This is a genomic window from Roseospirillum parvum (assembly GCF_900100455.1).
Taxonomy (GTDB): Bacteria; Pseudomonadota; Alphaproteobacteria; order Rhodospirillales; family Rhodospirillaceae; genus Roseospirillum; species Roseospirillum parvum.
In genome coordinates this window covers 272,573-288,487 of sequence record NZ_FNCV01000005.1, presented here as the reverse complement: position 1 = coordinate 288,487, position 15,915 = coordinate 272,573, and the positions used below count along the sequence as shown (strand labels likewise).

Annotated in this window: 14 protein-coding genes; 11 read left to right on the top strand and 3 right to left on the bottom strand. The window is 71.8% G+C overall.

The genetic code is table 11. The features are described 5' to 3' along the window. Positions 1 to 74: 74 nt before the first annotated feature. The 9 genes from phnN to ptsN all read left to right on the top strand — a co-directional run bounded on the left by phnN (position 75) and on the right by ptsN (position 9,584). Positions 75 to 683, top strand: a complete 609-nt coding sequence (gene phnN, locus BLR95_RS09795) for a phosphonate metabolism protein/1,5-bisphosphokinase (PRPP-forming) PhnN (RefSeq protein ID WP_092619068.1) — start codon at positions 75 to 77, stop codon at positions 681 to 683. Between the two features lie 316 nt (positions 684 to 999). After that, complete coding sequence (locus tag BLR95_RS16245; protein ID WP_092619065.1) at positions 1,000 to 2,019, top strand: hypothetical protein; 1,020 nt, start codon at positions 1,000 to 1,002, stop codon at positions 2,017 to 2,019. Between the two features lie 15 nt (positions 2,020 to 2,034). After that, positions 2,035 to 3,348 carry a nucleoside recognition domain-containing protein gene (locus BLR95_RS09785; protein ID WP_092619062.1) on the top strand — a complete coding sequence of 438 codons (1,314 nt, stop codon included), beginning with the start codon at positions 2,035 to 2,037 and terminating at the stop codon, positions 3,346 to 3,348. A 234-nt stretch (positions 3,349 to 3,582) separates the two neighbouring features. After that, positions 3,583 to 4,602, top strand: coding sequence for a KpsF/GutQ family sugar-phosphate isomerase (locus BLR95_RS09780; protein WP_281241293.1), 1,020 nt, complete (start codon positions 3,583 to 3,585; stop codon positions 4,600 to 4,602). Positions 4,603 to 4,620: 18 nt separating this feature from the next. Beyond that, a complete protein-coding gene (lptC, locus tag BLR95_RS09775) occupies positions 4,621 to 5,331 on the top strand; it encodes an LPS export ABC transporter periplasmic protein LptC (RefSeq protein WP_092619056.1) in 711 nt (236 codons plus the stop codon). A 52-nt stretch (positions 5,332 to 5,383) separates the two neighbouring features. Further along, positions 5,384 to 6,223: an LptA/OstA family protein gene (locus BLR95_RS09770; RefSeq protein WP_092619053.1), complete on the top strand. Its 840-nt coding sequence runs from the start codon at positions 5,384 to 5,386 to the stop codon at positions 6,221 to 6,223. Between the two features lie 62 nt (positions 6,224 to 6,285). Further along, the gene (gene lptB, locus BLR95_RS09765; RefSeq protein ID WP_092619050.1) at positions 6,286 to 7,173 is read left to right on the top strand and encodes an LPS export ABC transporter ATP-binding protein; all 888 of its coding nucleotides are present in this window, start codon (positions 6,286 to 6,288) and stop codon (positions 7,171 to 7,173) included. Between the two features lie 12 nt (positions 7,174 to 7,185). Next, a complete protein-coding gene (rpoN, locus tag BLR95_RS09760) occupies positions 7,186 to 8,673 on the top strand; it encodes an RNA polymerase factor sigma-54 (RefSeq protein WP_092619047.1) in 1,488 nt (495 codons plus the stop codon). A gap of 446 nt (positions 8,674 to 9,119) precedes the next feature. Continuing rightward, entirely contained in the window at positions 9,120 to 9,584 is a 465-nt protein-coding gene (gene ptsN, locus BLR95_RS09755) for a PTS IIA-like nitrogen regulatory protein PtsN (protein WP_092619044.1), read from the top strand. 47 nt (positions 9,585 to 9,631) lie between these two features. Here ptsN and BLR95_RS09750 read toward each other — a convergent pair whose 3' ends face one another. From BLR95_RS09750 to dapD, 3 genes are all read right to left on the bottom strand, one after another. Beyond that, on the bottom strand, positions 9,632 to 10,216 hold the full coding sequence (locus tag BLR95_RS09750) for a hypothetical protein (protein ID WP_092619041.1): 585 nt from the start codon (positions 10,214 to 10,216) through the stop codon (positions 9,632 to 9,634). Then, positions 10,213 to 11,415: a succinyl-diaminopimelate desuccinylase gene (dapE, locus tag BLR95_RS09745; protein ID WP_092619038.1), complete on the bottom strand. Its 1,203-nt coding sequence runs from the start codon at positions 11,413 to 11,415 to the stop codon at positions 10,213 to 10,215. The genes BLR95_RS09750 and dapE overlap by 4 nt, the downstream gene beginning before the upstream one ends. 82 nt (positions 11,416 to 11,497) lie before the next feature. After that, entirely contained in the window at positions 11,498 to 12,346 is an 849-nt protein-coding gene (dapD, locus tag BLR95_RS09740; protein ID WP_092619035.1) for a 2,3,4,5-tetrahydropyridine-2,6-dicarboxylate N-succinyltransferase, read from the bottom strand. 271 nt (positions 12,347 to 12,617) lie between these two features. Between dapD and BLR95_RS09730 the strand changes: the two genes are divergently transcribed. Next, positions 12,618 to 14,417: a diguanylate cyclase domain-containing protein gene (locus tag BLR95_RS09730; RefSeq protein ID WP_092619029.1), complete on the top strand. Its 1,800-nt coding sequence runs from the start codon at positions 12,618 to 12,620 to the stop codon at positions 14,415 to 14,417. Then, positions 14,414 to 15,808 (top strand): DUF2336 domain-containing protein, encoded by a 1,395-nt coding sequence (locus BLR95_RS09725; RefSeq protein WP_092619026.1) that lies wholly within the window; start codon positions 14,414 to 14,416, stop codon positions 15,806 to 15,808. Before BLR95_RS09730 ends, BLR95_RS09725 begins: the two co-directional genes overlap by 4 nt. Positions 15,809 to 15,915 lie beyond the last annotated feature (107 nt).

Below are 15,915 nucleotides of genomic sequence, written 5' to 3'. Positions count from 1 at the left end.
TGCCTCGCCGCCCTTGCCCGGCGCCCCCGACCGCCCCAACCAAGGGGCCAGCGTGCAGTGGAGCCCAGACGATCATGCCCGACACCCCCTCCCCCCGCGACACCGGACGACGGACCCCAGGCCGACTGGTTTACGTGGTCGGCCCGTCCGGGGCCGGCAAGGACAGCCTGCTCGGCGCCCTGGCCGGGCGGCTGGAAACCTCCGGCGAAAAGGCGCCGCCGATCACCATCGCCCACCGCTACATCACCCGCCCGGCCGGGGCCGGCGGCGAGGCCCACGTCGCCCTCAGCCCGGCCGACTTCGCGCGCCGCCGCGCCGCCGGCGCCTTCTGCCTGGACTGGCAGAGCCATGGCCTGTCTTACGGCGTCGGGGTGGAGGTGGAAAGCTGGCTGGCCGGCGGCCTGTGGGTGGTGGTCAACGGCTCGCGCGGCCACCTCGCGGCGGCCCTCGGGCGCTTCCCTGATCTCATGCTGGTGGTCGTCCGGGTCGCCCCGGCGGAGCTCAAACGGCGCCTGCTGACCCGGGGCCGCGAGACGGCCGAAGAGATCGCCGAGCGCCTCGCCCGGGCCGACGCCTTCGCCGTCGACCACCCGGGGCGGGTCGAGATCGACAACTCCGGCCCCCTGGACCGGGCCGCCGACGCTTTTTTTTCACACCTCATGCAGCGCATGAACAAGGTTTAGAGCCCTTTCAACAAGCACCCCACAACCGATTGCGATAGTTGGGTTCCCCGACCGCCCCCATGATCGCTCCCGCGCCGGCCCGCGCGCGATGCCCTGTGACCGGGCGCACCAGGGGTCAAATCGGCTGTTGACGGGGCGCCCGATCTCCCCTTTCTTTTGACCAGCTTGACAGCTTGCGAGACCCGGGACGGAAAGCAACGAGACTCGGCACAACGCATTAAAGCCGGGTCCAGGAAACACCACCGCCCACCGCCTCACGACGCACTGCCGGCACGGCCGCCCAAAGGGCCGGCCCGAGATTTCCAAGGGGGACAAGATGACCACACGCCAGGGGACCACGCCGCCGAGCCGCCGGAACAACGACCCGGCCCGCCGCCCGGCCCTGGTGGCCCGCCGCCCGGCCCTGGTGGTCGGTGTGGTGCTGGGGGCCGGTCTGCTGGCCTCGGGCTGCGCCGCCCCCATCGTCGGCGCCCTGACGGTGGCCGACCTGATGACCGGGGCCTCGGTCACCTCCACCGTGCTGACCGGCCGCAGCACCAACGAGCATGTCGCCTCGCTGGCCCTCGACCAGGATTGCCGCCTGCTGGAAGGCATGCTGTCGGCCGACCGCGATGTCTGCGAGCAGCCCGGGGCCTACGTCACCGACGATGATTTCCGGGGCCTGGTCGGTCTGTTCGACCGCCGCGAGATCCAGGTGGCGGCGGTCGGCGAAGGGCCGTGGACCCAGGTTGCCGGCGCCCCCTTCCCCAGCGTGCCGACCCTGGCCCGGGCCCTGGATCGGGCCGAGCGCGAGGCGGTCGCCCTGGCCGCCCTGCCCGCCCCGGCCTATGCCTTGCCGGGCAGCGCCCCGCTGGCCCCGGTCCAGGTGGCCGAGTTGGCCGCGCCGCCGGCCGGCACCGAGATTGACGCCGGCGCCGGCGCCGCCACCGACAGCGCCACCGGCAACACCACCGACAGCCCCGAGCAACTGGCCGCCATCGCCCCGGCGGCCGGGCCGGCCCACCCCGCCGTCGCCGCCCCGGTGCTGCCCGAACCCAAGCCGGGGCTGGTCGAAACGGCCCTGATGGAGGCCCCGGTGCTGCCCCGACCCAAGCCGGAGGGCATCGGCCCGGCCCGGGTCAAGGTGGCCGTGCTGCCCCAGCCCAAGCCGGAATTCGCCGCCCCGCCCCCCCGCCGCGAGATCATCGCCAGCGGTCGCGGCGAGACCGCCCCCGGTCAGGCCCCGGCCCCGATGATCGTGCAGTGGCGCACCGTCAACGGCCGGCAGGTCGGCCAGCCGGTGCAGGTGGTGCACATGGTCGACCGCCCGGCCCAGCCCGGGCCAGTCGACATCTAGCCCCCAGGGGCCGCCTTGAACGTCATCTTTCTGGGCCTCGTCCTGATCGCCTTCGCGGTCGCCGCGGTCCGCCAAATCACCTTTACCCCGCCCCCCGGCACCCCGGACGCCCTGACCCCCATGGCCGCCCTCGGCCAGGCGGTGATCGAGGCGGCCGGCGGCGCCGTCACCCTGGCCATCGGCCTGGTCGGGGTGATGGCCCTGTTCCTTGGCCTGATGAAGGTGGCCGAGCGCGGCGGCCTTTTGATCATCATCGCCCGCCTGCTGCGTCCGCTGATGGTGCGCCTGTTCCCCGACGTGCCGCCCGACCATCCGGCCATGGGGGCGATGATCCTCAACATGTCGGCCAACGCCCTGGGCCTGGGCAACGCGGCGACGCCGTTCGGCATCCGCGCCATGCAGGCGCTGGACGAGTTGAACCCGCACAAGGGCACGGCGAGCAACGCCATGGCCCTGTTCCTGGCCATCAACACCTCGAGCGTGACCCTGCTGCCGACCGGCATCATCGCCCTGCGCGCGGCCGCCGGCTCAAGCGACCCGGCAGGCATCGTGCCGACCACCCTGGTTGCCACGCTATGCTCAACCACGGTGGCAATTTTGTCCGCCAAGCTTCTGCAAAATCGTTTTTCTTCGCCACCCCCCACGCCGCCATCAGAGGCACCGGACAGCAATCCGGCCAGCCCCGGCGCCGCTCCCGACCTGCCCGACCTGGGCACCGACGCCAGTCAGGGCTACCCGACCTGGGTGTCGATCCTGGTGCTGACCTCGATCATCGCCCTGATCCCGCTGACCATCTGGCAGGGCGCCGTGGTGGCGCCGTGGATCATCCCCGGGCTGATCGTCCTGTTGCTGGGCTTCGGGGCGCTCAAGGGGGTCAGGGTCTACGAAGTGCTGGTCGAGGGGGCGCGCGACGGCTTCCAGGTGGCCCTCAAGATCATCCCCTATCTGGTCGCCATCCTGGTTGCCGTGGCCATGTTCCGGGCCAGCGGGGCGATGGACCTTTTGATCACCCCGCTGGGCGAGGTGACGCGCTTCATCGGCCTGCCCGCCGACGCCCTGCCCATGGCCCTGCTCAGGCCGCTGTCGGGCTCCGGAGCCTACGGCATCGTCGCCGCCACCATCAACGACCCGGCGATCGGCCCGGACAGCTACGTGGGCTATCTGGTCAGCACCCTTCAGGGCTCGACCGAGACCACCTTCTACGTGCTGGCGGTCTACTTCGGGGCGGCCGGGGTGCGCCGGGTGCGCCACGCCCTGACCGCCGCCCTGCTGGCCGACGCCGCCGGCATCGCCGGGGCGGTGGCGGCCTGCTCGTTCCTCTACGGCTGAGGCCGCCGGCCCGCCTGCCGCCGCCCGCCCGCCCACCCGCCTGCCGCCGCCCGCCCGCCCGCCGTGGCCGAACCGGCGCCTCGATTGACCCGCCCGGCTCTTTGCGGCCATAATCGGCCGACCGCCGTCGGGGGTGACCGGCGGCCCCCAATGCCCCTATATGCCCACCCGTCAGGATGTTCCGCGCTGGCCGCCCCACCGGCCGGCCCGCCATGCCGTTTCAGGAGCCCTTTCGTGCAGCCCTCCGCGCCCCGCCCCCTGGCCAACCCGCCCAGCCCCTCGGACGCCGCCCCCGAAGTGGCCACCGCGCGCCGGGTCCTGGCCACCGAGGCGACGGCGCTGGGCGCCCTGGCCGACAGCCTCGGCCCGTCGTTCGTCGCCGCGGTGGACCTGATCGACCGGGCGGCCGGCCGGGCGGTGGTCTCCGGCATGGGCAAGAGCGGCCACGTCGGGCGCAAGATCGCCGCCACCCTGGCCTCCACCGGCAGCCCGGCGTTTTTCGTCCACCCGGCCGAGGCGAGTCACGGCGACCTGGGCATGATCACCCGCGATGACGTGGTGATCGGCCTGAGCAATTCCGGGGAAACGGCCGAGCTGGCCGACCTGCTGGGCTACACCCGGCGCCACGGCATCGGCCTGATCGCCCTGACCGGGCGCCCCGACAGCACCCTGGCCCGCACCGCCGAGGTGGTGCTCGCCCTGCCCCCGGTCACCGAGGCCTGCCCGCACGGTCTGGCCCCGACCACCTCGACCACCCTGATGATGGCCCTGGGCGATGCCCTGGCCGTTGCCCTGCTCGAACGGCGCGGCTTCACGGCGGCCGATTTCCAGGGCTTCCACCCGGGCGGCCAGTTGGGCCGCCGGCTGCTGCTGGTCCGCGACCTGATGCACGGCGGCCCGGCCATGCCCCTGGTCGGCCGCGACACCCCGATGCGCGAGGCGCTGCTGGTGATGACCCGGGCCAGCCTGGGCTGTGTCGGGGTGAAGGGACCCGATGGCCGGCTGCTCGGCATCGTCACCGATGGCGACCTCAGGCGTCACATGAGCCCCGAGCTGCTGGCCAAGAGCGTCGGCGAGGTGATGAGCCCGCGCCCCAAGACCATCCGCGAAAGCGCCCTGGCCAGCGAAGCCCTGAAGGTGATGAACGATCTGGCCATCACCAGCCTGTTCGTGCACGCCGACGGCGCCGATGCGGACAGCCCGCCGGCCGGCATCCTGCACATCCACGACCTGCTGCGCGCCGGCCTCGGCTGAGCCCTTAAAGAGCCCGCCATGCCCCGCCCCGCCCCGGAGACCGCCGCGCCCGTGCCAAACGCCGCCGCCCCGCCGCCGGTTCCCCTGCCCGGGGCCCGTCCGCCCACCAACCAGCGGCGCCTGGGGCGCGCCTCGTGGCGTCTGTACTCGCGTTTCGTGGCCCTGATGAAGGTGATGCTGCCGGCAACCGCGCTGGTCCTGGTCGGCCTGATCCTGCTGTGGCCGCAGGTCAACGAGACGGCCGACCGCTTCGCCCTGTCGGTGTCCTCGCTGTCGACCGACCGGGTCGGCACCCTGTCCATGATCAACGCCCGCTATTTCGGTATCGACGCCGAGAACCGCCCGTTCACGGTGACCGCCGACAGCGCCCGCGAAACCGCCCCGGGCTCGAAGATCATCGAGCTCGAGGCGCCCAAGGCCGACATCACCCTGAAGGACGGCACCTGGCTGGTGCTGGGGGCGGCCAGCGGCTTCTACGACCAGCCGGGACAGACGCTGGACCTGATCGGCCAGGTCAACCTGTTCCACGATGGCGGCTACGAGTTGCACACCCCGCGCGCCGAGGTGGATTTCGCCGCCGGCGCCGCCGGCTCGGATCATGGGGTGAGCGGCCACGGGCCGTTCGGCGAGGTGCGGGCCGAGGGCTTTAGGCTGATCGACCAGGGGGCGCGCATCCGCTTCCTGGGCCAAAGCCGCGTCGTTCTGCGTCCCGGCCGCCCAACCCCCTGAAGCCTCCCCCGAAGACAGTCTCCAAAGACAGCGCAAGGACCCGAACCCCGCCATGCCCCCGGTCGCCGTTCGTCTCACCGGCCTGCTGGCCGTCCTTTTGCTCGCCACGCCCCTGCCGCTGGCCGCCCAGGGCCTGGACTTCGCCCGCCGCGGCGACTCCCCGGTCGAGGTGCTGGCCGATGACGGCATCGAATGGCAGCGCGACCGCAACCGCTTCATCGCCCGGGGCAACGCGGTGGCCAACCGGGGCACGGTGTCGGTGCGGGCCGACCTTTTGATCGCCCACTACGCCGAGGAGGGGGGCGGCACCGACATCCAGCGCCTGGACGCCGAGGGCAACGTCACCATCGCCTCGCCCACCGAGACCGCCACCGGGGCCTCGGCGACCTACGACGTGCCGGCCGCCACCCTGGTCCTCAACGGCGACCCGGTGCGTCTGACCACCCCCGATCAGGTGATCACCGCCCACCAGTCGATGGAGTACTACGAGCGCAAGCGGCTGGCGGTGGCCCGGGGGCGGGCCCACGCGGTGCGCAACGGGCGGACCATCACCGCCGACGTGCTGACCGCCCATTTCGTCGAGACGGCGGGCGGCAGCTCGGAGATCAGCCGCTTCGAGGCCTTCGGCAACGTGGTCATCGACAACGGCGCCGAAACGGTGCGCGGCAACAAGGGACGCTATGAGGCCAAAACCGGTATCGCCACCCTGGAAGGTTCGGTTAAGATCGTGCGCCAGGACGACCAGGTGGCCGGCGAACTGGCGGTGGTCGACCTGAACACCGGGGTGAGCACCCTTTACGGCTCCCCCCAGGGGGCCGGCGGCCAGGGCCGGGTGCGGGCGGTGATCAGCCCGCGCGGCCAGGACAGTGAAACCCCGACCGACGGCCAGTAGGGCCGACGGACTCCCCCATCCGACCGCCACCCCCAAGGGCCGGCGGCCCCGACAGACGAGGCATGAGGCGGGTGCGACTGTTCGCCAACCAGAAACGCCCCAGCGGCGCCGCGAAAGCCACCGGCAAGGGCCGGCGGGCCGAGCCCTCGCCCGCCGCCGAGGCCACCGCCCGGCCGACCGCCGCCGCCACCCCGCGACGGCCGGAAAAGCCGCGTCTGGTCGCCGACAACCAGGGGCTGGAGGCCAGCGGCCTGGGCAAGCGCTACAAGCGCCGCCCGGTGCTGCGCGATGTCTCGGTGAAGGTGCGCCGGGGCGAGGCGGTCGGCCTGCTCGGCCCCAACGGCGCCGGCAAGACCACCTGCTTCTACTGCATCACCGGACTGATCTCGCCCAACAGCGGCAAGATCCTGCTCGACGGCCAGGACGTCACCACCCTGCCCATGTACCGGCGGGCCCGCCTGGGCATCGGCTACCTGCCCCAGGAAGCGTCGATCTTCCGCGGCCTGTCGGTGGAGGACAACATCCGCGCCGTGCTGGAACTGGTCGAACCCAGCGCCGCCCTGCGCGAGGAAATGCTCGACCTGCTGCTGACCGAGTTCGCCATCGGCCACCTCCGGCGCGCCTCGGCCCTGTCGCTGTCCGGCGGCGAGCGGCGCCGGGTCGAGATCGCCCGCGCCCTGGCCAGCCAGCCCCACTACATCCTGCTCGACGAGCCGCTGGCCGGCATCGACCCGATCGCCGTCGGCGACATCCGCGATCTGGTCGCCCAGCTCAAGGACCGTGGCCTGGGCGTGCTGATCACCGATCACAACGTGCGCGAAACCCTGGACATCGTCGACCGGGCCTACATCCTGCACGAAGGCTCGGTGATGATGGAGGGCGCCCCGCATGACATCGTGGCCCATGAAGGCGTCCGCCGCGTCTACCTGGGCGACCGTTTCCGGCTCTAGCGCCTGACCGCCATGGCCTTTGCTCCCCGCCTGGAACTCCGCCAGAGCCAGTCGCTGGTCATGACGCCGCAGTTGCAGCAGGCCATCAAGCTGCTGCAACTGAACAACCTCGAGCTGACCGCCTATGTCGAGGCGGAGCTGGCCGAAAACCCCCTTCTCGAACGCGACGAACGGCGCCCGGACGATGGCGCCGGCCGCGTCGAGCCGACCGACACCCGGCCCGGCGCCGACCAGGGGGTGCTCGACGGCCTGGCCCCGCGCCGCGAGGCCCCGGTCGACGTGGAGCACGACAACAACCACGACGAAGGCTCGCCGGGCGAGGCCGCGCCCAGCCCCTATGCCGCCCCGGGCGCCAGCGGGCGCGGCGGCGACGGCGAGTTGCCGAGCCTGGAGGAGACCCTGGCCGAGGGCGACACCCTGCGCCGCCATCTGGAACGCCAGATCGGCCTGGAGTTCGCCGACCCGGGCCAGCGGCTGATCGCCCTGGCCCTGCTCGACGGCCTGGACGCCGCCGGCTACCTGCGCGCCGAGGCCGACCAGTTGGCGGCCCAACTGGGCGCCGACCCGGCCCAGGTGGCGGCGGTGCTGGCCCGCCTCAAGCGGCTCGACCCGCCGGGTGTCTTCGCCGCCGACCTGGCCGAGTGTCTGGCCCTGCAACTGGCCGAGAAGAACCGCCTCGACCCGGCGATGGAAGCCCTGCTCGCCAACCTCGACCTGCTGGCCCGGCGCGACCTCTCCGCCCTGCGCGACATCTGCGGCGTCGACGAGGACGATCTGGCCGGGATGATCGCCGAGATCCGCCGCCTCGACCCCAAGCCGGGCAGCGATTTCGCCGCCGCCCCGGCGCAGACCCTGATCCCCGACGTGCTGATGCGCCCGGCCCCGGACGGCGGCTGGCTGGTCGAGCTCAACCCCGACACCCTGCCCCGGGTGCTGGTCAACAACCGCTATCTGGCCCGGGTTTCGGGCTCGCTGAAGCGCGAGGACAAGGCCTTCCTGGCCGACCGTCTGGCCACCGCCCAGTGGCTGACCCGGGCGCTCGACCAGCGGGCCCGCACCATCCTCAAGGTGGCGACCGAGCTGGTGCGCCGCCAGGACGGCTTTTTCGCCCACGGGGTGAGCCACTTGAAGCCGCTCACCCTGCGCGACATCGCCACCGCCGTCGAGCTGCACGAAAGCACGGTCAGCCGGGTGACCAGCAACAAGTACCTGATGACCCCGCGTGGCATCTTCGAGCTGAAGTACTTCTTCACCCAGGCCATCGCCGCCACCAACGGCGCCGAGGCCCACTCGGCCGAGGCGGTGCGCCACCGCATCAAGGGGCTGATCGACGCCGAGCCGGCCGACGCCGTGCTCTCCGACGACGCCCTGGTGGCCCTGCTCAAGGCCGAGGGGATCGACATCGCCCGGCGCACCGTGGCCAAGTACCGCGAGGGCCTCGGCCTGCCCTCCTCGGTGCAACGCCGGCGCGAGAAAAAACAACGGGCCGCCTCGGCCTGAGCCGCCGTGGGGCGGCTGGCGCTGTCATGCTTCGCCGCTTGACACGGTGGGCGGGGCAAGACTAAGGTCCGCCCCCTCTAGAGAGAGGGTCTTTTTGGACAAGGTTGGGCGTGCCGTCTCCGCCCCGGATGGGTCGGCCGGCGCCGACGCTCCGCCCGGAAAGCGCCACCAACCCGACCCGGTACGGGAACCAAGGCAAACAGGGCAGGACCATCCCCTTGGAACAATGATCGCGAACCACGTTTTTGCAAGGTTCGCCCGGCCCGTGACCGGAACGATGTGACCGACAGCGCCAGGACCACATAGGCCAAGGGCCACGCCGCCAACCGCACACCACCGCCCTCGACGGGCCGTTCCGCCGGTCGACCGCGAGGCGTTCAGTCACCACGACCGCCATCCTTCAAACAACGCCCCCCAATGGGCGATCCCAATCCAGAAGGTCAGCGATGGAAATCTCCGATCTCATCACCTCCGAGGCCGTCATCGCCAACCTCAAGGCGACCAGCAAGAAGCAGGCCTTGCAGGAACTGGCCCGCCGCGCCGCCGACCTCAGCGGCCTGCACGAAAGGGCCATCTTCGACACCCTTCTGGAGCGCGAGCGCCTGGGCACCACCGGGGTCGGCAACGGCATCGCCATCCCCCACGGCAAGCTGGCCCAGCTGGACCGCCTGATGGGCCTGTTCGCCCGCCTGGAACGCCCGATCAACTTCGACTCCATCGACGAGCGCCCGGTCGACCTGATCTTCCTGCTGCTCGCCCCGGAAACCGCCGGCGCCGATCACCTGAAGGCGCTGGCCCGGGTGTCGCGTCTGCTGCGCGACAAGGGCACCTGCGAGAAGCTGCGCGGCAGCGACAGCGGCGAGGGCCTGCACGCCCTGCTCACCCAGGCCGAGAACTCCCAGGCCGCCTGAGGCCGGGCGCAGCCTCGAAGCCGCCCCGCCGGCCGGCACCGACGGTATCAGGGGGTCAGGCCGGGCAACTGCATGGCCATGGCGGCCACCAGCAGACTGACCACCACATCGACCATGACCAGCGCCGCCCCGGTGCCGGGGCCCACGTCCAGACCCTTCTGGACCATGAACCAGCCATACAGCAGCAGGGCCGACATAAAGCCCAAGAACAGCAACTGCTCGATGCCGCCGGCCAGACTGCCGCTGGCGGCGAACAGTTGCAGCGGCAGGGCGACCACGTTGGCAAACACCTGGAACCAGTTGTAGCCGACCAGATAGCGCAGCCCGTGCTGGCCGCGTTCCATCCAGTCGGCCAGCGGCAGCATGATCAGCGGATAGAGCATCCAGCCGATGGCGAAGACCAGCACGTCGCCGACCATCTGCACCACCAGACCGCCGGTCATCCCTTGCGAAATGGCGAACACCAGGCTGTTGAGGGCGACCATGGGGGCGATCACGGCGGCCGCCCAGAACGACATCCAGAAGCCGCGCGGGCTGGCGTCGAACATCAGGAAGCCGGTCGCGTCGAGGCGGATCAGCCGGGCCACCCCGGCGATCGCCGCCGCCACCTCGCCGATCGTCGGCAGGGTCATGGCGTGCTCCCGGTTTCGGAGGTGGAGTCGGTGAAGGAGCCGGCGAAAAAGCCGTCGATCAGCCGCCGGTAGACGCGGGTCAGGGTTTCCAGGTCGGCCAACGGCACCTGCTCGTCGGCCTGATGGATGGTCCGGCTGACCAGCCCGAACTCGGCGACCGGGCAATAGTCCTTGATGAAGCGGGCGTCCGAGGTGCCCCCCGAGGTGGACAGCTCGGGCTCGAGCCCGGTCTCGGCCCGCACCGCTTCGGCGATCAGGGTCGAGAAAACGCCCGGCGGGGTGAGGAAGCTCTCGCCGGACACCCGGGGCACGATCTCGATGCGCCCCGCCCCGGCCACCCGTTCGCAGGTCTCGGCGACGTGGCTGATCAGGGCCTCGCTGTGGTGATGGTCGTTGAAGCGGATGTTGAAGCGCGCCTCGGCCCGCCCGGGGATGACGTTCTCCGCCCGGTTGCCCACGTCGAGGCTGGTCAGGGCCAGGGTCGAGGGGTCGAAATGGTCGCTGCCCTCATCCAGCGGCGCGGCGGTCAGCGCCTGCAACACCGCGAGCAGTGGCGGGATGGGGTTGTCGGCCAGATGGGGATAGGCGGCGTGCCCGGCCCGGCCGTGCGAGATCAGCCTGAAGTTGACGCTGCCCCGGCGGCCGATCTTGATCATCTCGCCCATGCGCGTCGGGTTGCTCGGCTCGCCGACGATGCAGGCGCTCAGCCGCTCGCCCTTCTCGGCGATCCACGGCAGCAGGCGCACCGTGCCGTTGACCGCCGGGCCTTCCTCGTCGCCGGTGATGAGCAGGCTGATCGCCCCCGGCGGCGGCCCCATGCCGGCCAGCCGGCGGGCCACGGCGGCGACGAAACAGGCCACCGCGCCCTTCATGTCGGCGGCGCCGCGGCCGATCAGCGTGCCGTTGACGATGCGCCCGGCGAACGGATCGACGCTCCAGCCGTCGCCGGCCGGGACCACGTCGGTGTGCCCGGCGAAGCACAGGTTGGGCGCCTCGGCCGGCCCCAGGCGGGCATAGAGGTTGTTCACCGGGGCGGTGTCGGGCGCCTCGAAGGTGACCGGAAAGCACTCGAAGCCAAGCTGGCCCAGGGCCCGGGCCAACACCTCCAGCGCCCCGTCATCCTCGGGAGTGACGCTGTGGCGGCGGATCAGGTCCCGGGCCAGGGGCAAGGGGTCGGAGAGGAAGGTGCGGGCTGGCATGGTCTCTCCGTCAGCCCGGCCAGGGCGGATTCAGGGAATGGGTCGGCAACGGCGGTCCCGGAGCGGGGGTGTTCCCGGGGGCTCAGTCGCGCAGCAGGTCGTTGATGGACACCTTCGAGCGGGTCTTCTCGTCGACCCGCTTGACGATCACCGCGCAGTAGAGGCCAGGGCCGGGCGCGCCATCGGGCAGCGGCTTGCCGGGCAGGGTGCCGGGGACCACCACCGAATAGCTGGGCACGCGGCCCATGTGCACCTCGCCGGTGGCGCGGTCGACGATCTTGGTCGAGGCGCCGATGTAGACGCCCATCGACAGCACCGCCCCTTCCTCGACGATCACCCCCTCGGCGACCTCGGCGCGGGCCCCGATGAAGCAGTTGTCCTCGATGATCACCGGGCCGGCCTGCAACGGCTCGAGCACGCCGCCGATGCCGGCGCCGCCCGACAGATGCACGTTCCTGCCGATCTGGGCGCACGAGCCGACGGTGGCCCAGGTATCGACCATGGTGCCGCTGTCCACATAGGCCCCCAGGTTGACGAAGCTCGGCATCAGCACCACGCCCTGCGCGATATGGGCCGAGCGGCGCACCACGCAGCCCGGCACGGCGCGGAAGCCGGCCGCCTTGAAGTCGCTTTCGCCCCAGGAGTCGAACTTGCTCGGCACCTTGTCCCACCAGTGGCCGCCCCCGGGGCCGCCGGGGATGGGGCTCATGTCGTTCAGGCGGAAGGACAGCAGGACCGCCTTTTTCAGCCACTGGTTGACCTGCCAGGCGCCGTCCACCTTCTCGGCCACCCGCAACTCACCGCGGTCGAGGCCGTTCAGTGCCTGCTCGACCGCCTCGCGCACCGCGCCCCCGGTGGCTGGCGAGATGCCCTGGCGATCCTCCCAGGCCTGGTCGATGGTCGCCTGGAGGCTGTCAAAGGCGGAATTCATGGTGGGGAAAATCCTTCTGGCAAGGCGGGACCGGCGGGCGGAATGGTGGGCGGCGCCGGTCGATCCGGTTGGGCTCGGGGCGGCCGCCGGGCAAGAGGATAAGGCCAAGACCCGGCAAGTCAATCTCCCGCGCCCGGGTGCCCTTGGCCACCCTCTGGCCAGCCTCCTGACCAGCCTCCTGACCAGCCCCCTGGCCAGCCCCTGGCCAGCCGATGACAAGGCCGGGAACGGCTGATAAACTCCTTGCCCCAATAACCAGCGAGGTGGTGGATTGAGCCCCGGTCCGGCCCCCGACAGCCAGCAATACCCGCCCCCCGACACGGAGAGCATCGACCTCGGCTGGGCCCGTCTCGACACCGACGCCCTGGCCGCCGTCGACGCCCCGGTGGTCGGGCTGGACAGCGACGGCGTGGTGCGCACCACCAACCCCGCCGCCGAAGCCTTGCTCGCCTCGGTGGAAACGCCGCAGCTCGAGGCGCTCGGCCGGCTGTCCCGCGAGATCGCCCGCGGCGGCCGGGTGGGCGGCGATCTGGTGCTCGATCTGCCGGACGGCCCGCGCCGCTTCAAGGTCCTCTCGCTGCCCCTCGCCCTGGCCCCGGGCAAGCGGGCCGACGCCGCCGGGCGGGGTGCGCTGATCGTGCTGGACGACGTCACCCTGGAGCACAACCTGCGTGCCGCGCTGGTCGAATCCCGCCAGCGCTACAAGGACTTCGTCGAGATCGGCAGCGACTTCGCCTGGGAGACCGACGCCCACGGCCAGTTCACCTTCGTCTCGCCGAAGGGCGCCCTGGGCTATTCGGCCGAAACCCTGGTCGGCTGCGACCCCTACGACCTGGCCCTGGAGGGCATGGGCACCGACAACCTGCCCTTCTTCACCCGCCAGCCGGTGGAAGAGGCCGAGCTGTGGCTGCAACGGGCCGATGGCGCGGCGGCCTGCGTGATCGCCACCGCGGCCCCGCTGTTCGATCAGCGCGGCCGCTGGAGCGGGGTGCGCGGGGTGTGCCGTGACGTGACCGGCGAACGGCGGCGCAGCATCGCGCAAAACCAGGCGCGCCATCGGGAAATGGCCCTGGCCCACATGGCCCGCGCCTTCCGCGACCTGATCCAGCCCGACGAGATGCTGGCCGTGGCGGCCGAGAAGGTGGCCCGTGGCCTGGGCGTCACCGCCTGCCACATCTTCCGTCTGGCCGGCGCCGATCCGGCCGCCGTCAGCGAGGCAGGCCGGCACGACGCCGGGAGCGGACACTTCATGGCCGGCGGCAGTTGGGGCGCCCTGCCCAGCCGGGCCGCCGAACCGATCGTGCAGACGGTCAGCGAGGGGGCCGACCTGCTGGAAGTCAGCGAACAGGGCCACCGGGTGCTTGCCGTGCCGACCCGCTACCATCAGCGCATCAACGGGGTGTTGATCGTCTGGCGCGCCGCCGGTCGCGGCCCGTGGTCGGAGGATGACCGCCTGCTGGTCGCCGACATCGCCGAGCAGATCGGCATCACCAACGAACAGGTGGCGCAGCACGAGTTCATGCTGCGCATCTCGCGCACCGACGCCCTGACCGGGCTGTTCAACCGCCGCGCCTTCAGCGAGGAGGTGGAGCGCCGCCTGCAGCGGGCCGAACACGCCACGGGCGGCGGCGCCCTGCTCTATGTCGACCTCGACAACTTCAAGCCGGTCAACGACCAGTTCGGGCATCAGAAAGGCGATGCCGTGCTGATCAGGGTGCGCGAGTTGCTGCTCGGCCACACCCGGCCGACCGATCTGGTCGCCCGCCTGGGCGGCGACGAGTTCGCCATCTGGCTGGAAGGCGCCGACCGCGCCGTGGCCGAGGCCAAGGCCCAGTCGCTGATCGAGGCGGCGGCGACCAGCCTGGCCAATGAATCGGCGACCGGTCAGCCGCTGAGCCTGTCGATCGGTCTGGCCCTGCCCATGCCGGGGGTGCGGGAAGACCTGAACGCCCTGGCCCACCGCGCCGACGAGGCCATGTACGCCGCCAAGCGGGCCGGCAAGGCGGCGTGGCGAACAGCCTCCGATCCCGGGCCGGGCGGACCCGGGGCCCCGGCGGACGACGGCCCATGACATCCCTGCTGGAGAGATTGATGGGCGGCGACCCGGCCAGCAGCCTGACCTACGAGCGGGCCCGCACCCTGGCCCGCCACGACGACCCGGCGGTGCGCCGCGAGCTGGCCACCCGCGACGACGTGGTGCCGGAAATCCTCTACTTCCTGGCCGAGGACCCGGACGTCGGGGTGCGCAAGGCGATCGCCGGCAACACCGCCACCCCGCTGAAGGCGCAACTGCTGCTGGCCCGCGACCAGGAAGAGGACGTGCGGGCCGATCTGGCCGGCAAGGTGGCCCGCCTGTGCCCCCACCTGTCGGACCAGGATCACGCCCGCATCCACGACCTCGCCCACCAGGTGCTGGAATGCCTGGCCCGCGACCAGATCCCCCGGGTGCGCCGCATCCTGGCCGAGACCCTGAAGGACGTCGCCGCCGCCCCGGCCGAGGTGATGCGCCGCCTGGCCCGCGATGCCGAGGTGGCGGTCAGCACCCCGGTGCTCGAGTTCTCGCCGGTGCTGACCGACGAGGACCTGCTGGAGATCATCGCCGAGGCCCCGGTCAGCGCCCGCCTGTCGGCCATCTCGCGGCGCATCGGGGTGGGGATCAGGGTCAGCACGGCGATCGCCGAGACCGACGACGGCGACGCCATCACCCACCTGTTGGCCAACACCTCGGCGCAGATCCGCGAGGAAACCCTGGATCGCCTGATCGAGCGCGCCGAGGGGCGGCCCGACTGGCACGACCCGCTGGTCCGCCGTCCCGGCCTGCACAGCCGCGCTGCCCGGCGTCTGGCCTGCTTTGTCGCCGCCAACCTGCTCGGCGCCCTGGCGGCGCGCCAGGACCTGGACGCCGAGACGGTGGCCGAGGTGTTGCGGGTGGTGCGGACCCGTCTCGCCTCGGAGGACGGCGGGTTGCCGGCCACGGCCCCCAACGACCGGGCGCGGGACGATGACCAGACTGAAGGCAAGGTCGACTTCCACCTCGACAGTTGGCGCCGCTCGCTGAGCCTGGCCTACGAGGCGGCCCAGCGCGAGGCGGCCAAGCCGGACGGCCTGTCGCACCAGAAGGTGCTCAACCGGCTGGCCCGGGGCGAGGCCGAGTTCGTCATCGGCGCCCTGGCGGTGCTGGCCGACCTGCCGCCCGACGTGGTCGGCACCATCGTCGAGGAGCACAGCGCCAAGGGCCTGTTGGCGGTTGCCTGGAAAGGCGGCTTCTCGGCCCGCGACGCGGTCGCCCTGCAGATGCAGCTCGGCCGGGTGGCACCGGAGCAGGCGATCAAGCCGAACGACGACAGCGGCTTCCATCTTTCCGGCACGGAAATGGAGTGGCAGCTTGAAATGTTCACCGAGGCGGCCGGCCAGAAACGTCCGCGCAGCCTGGACGACGCCCTGGCCCGCCACGGAATGTGATCGTCGCCGGCCCAATCGCGCGTCGCGCGCCAGCACCAGACGCCGACCTAAAGGGCCAGATCAACGCCCTGCCCTCGACGGAAGAGCCTGCCGCCGCGCCCTCCACC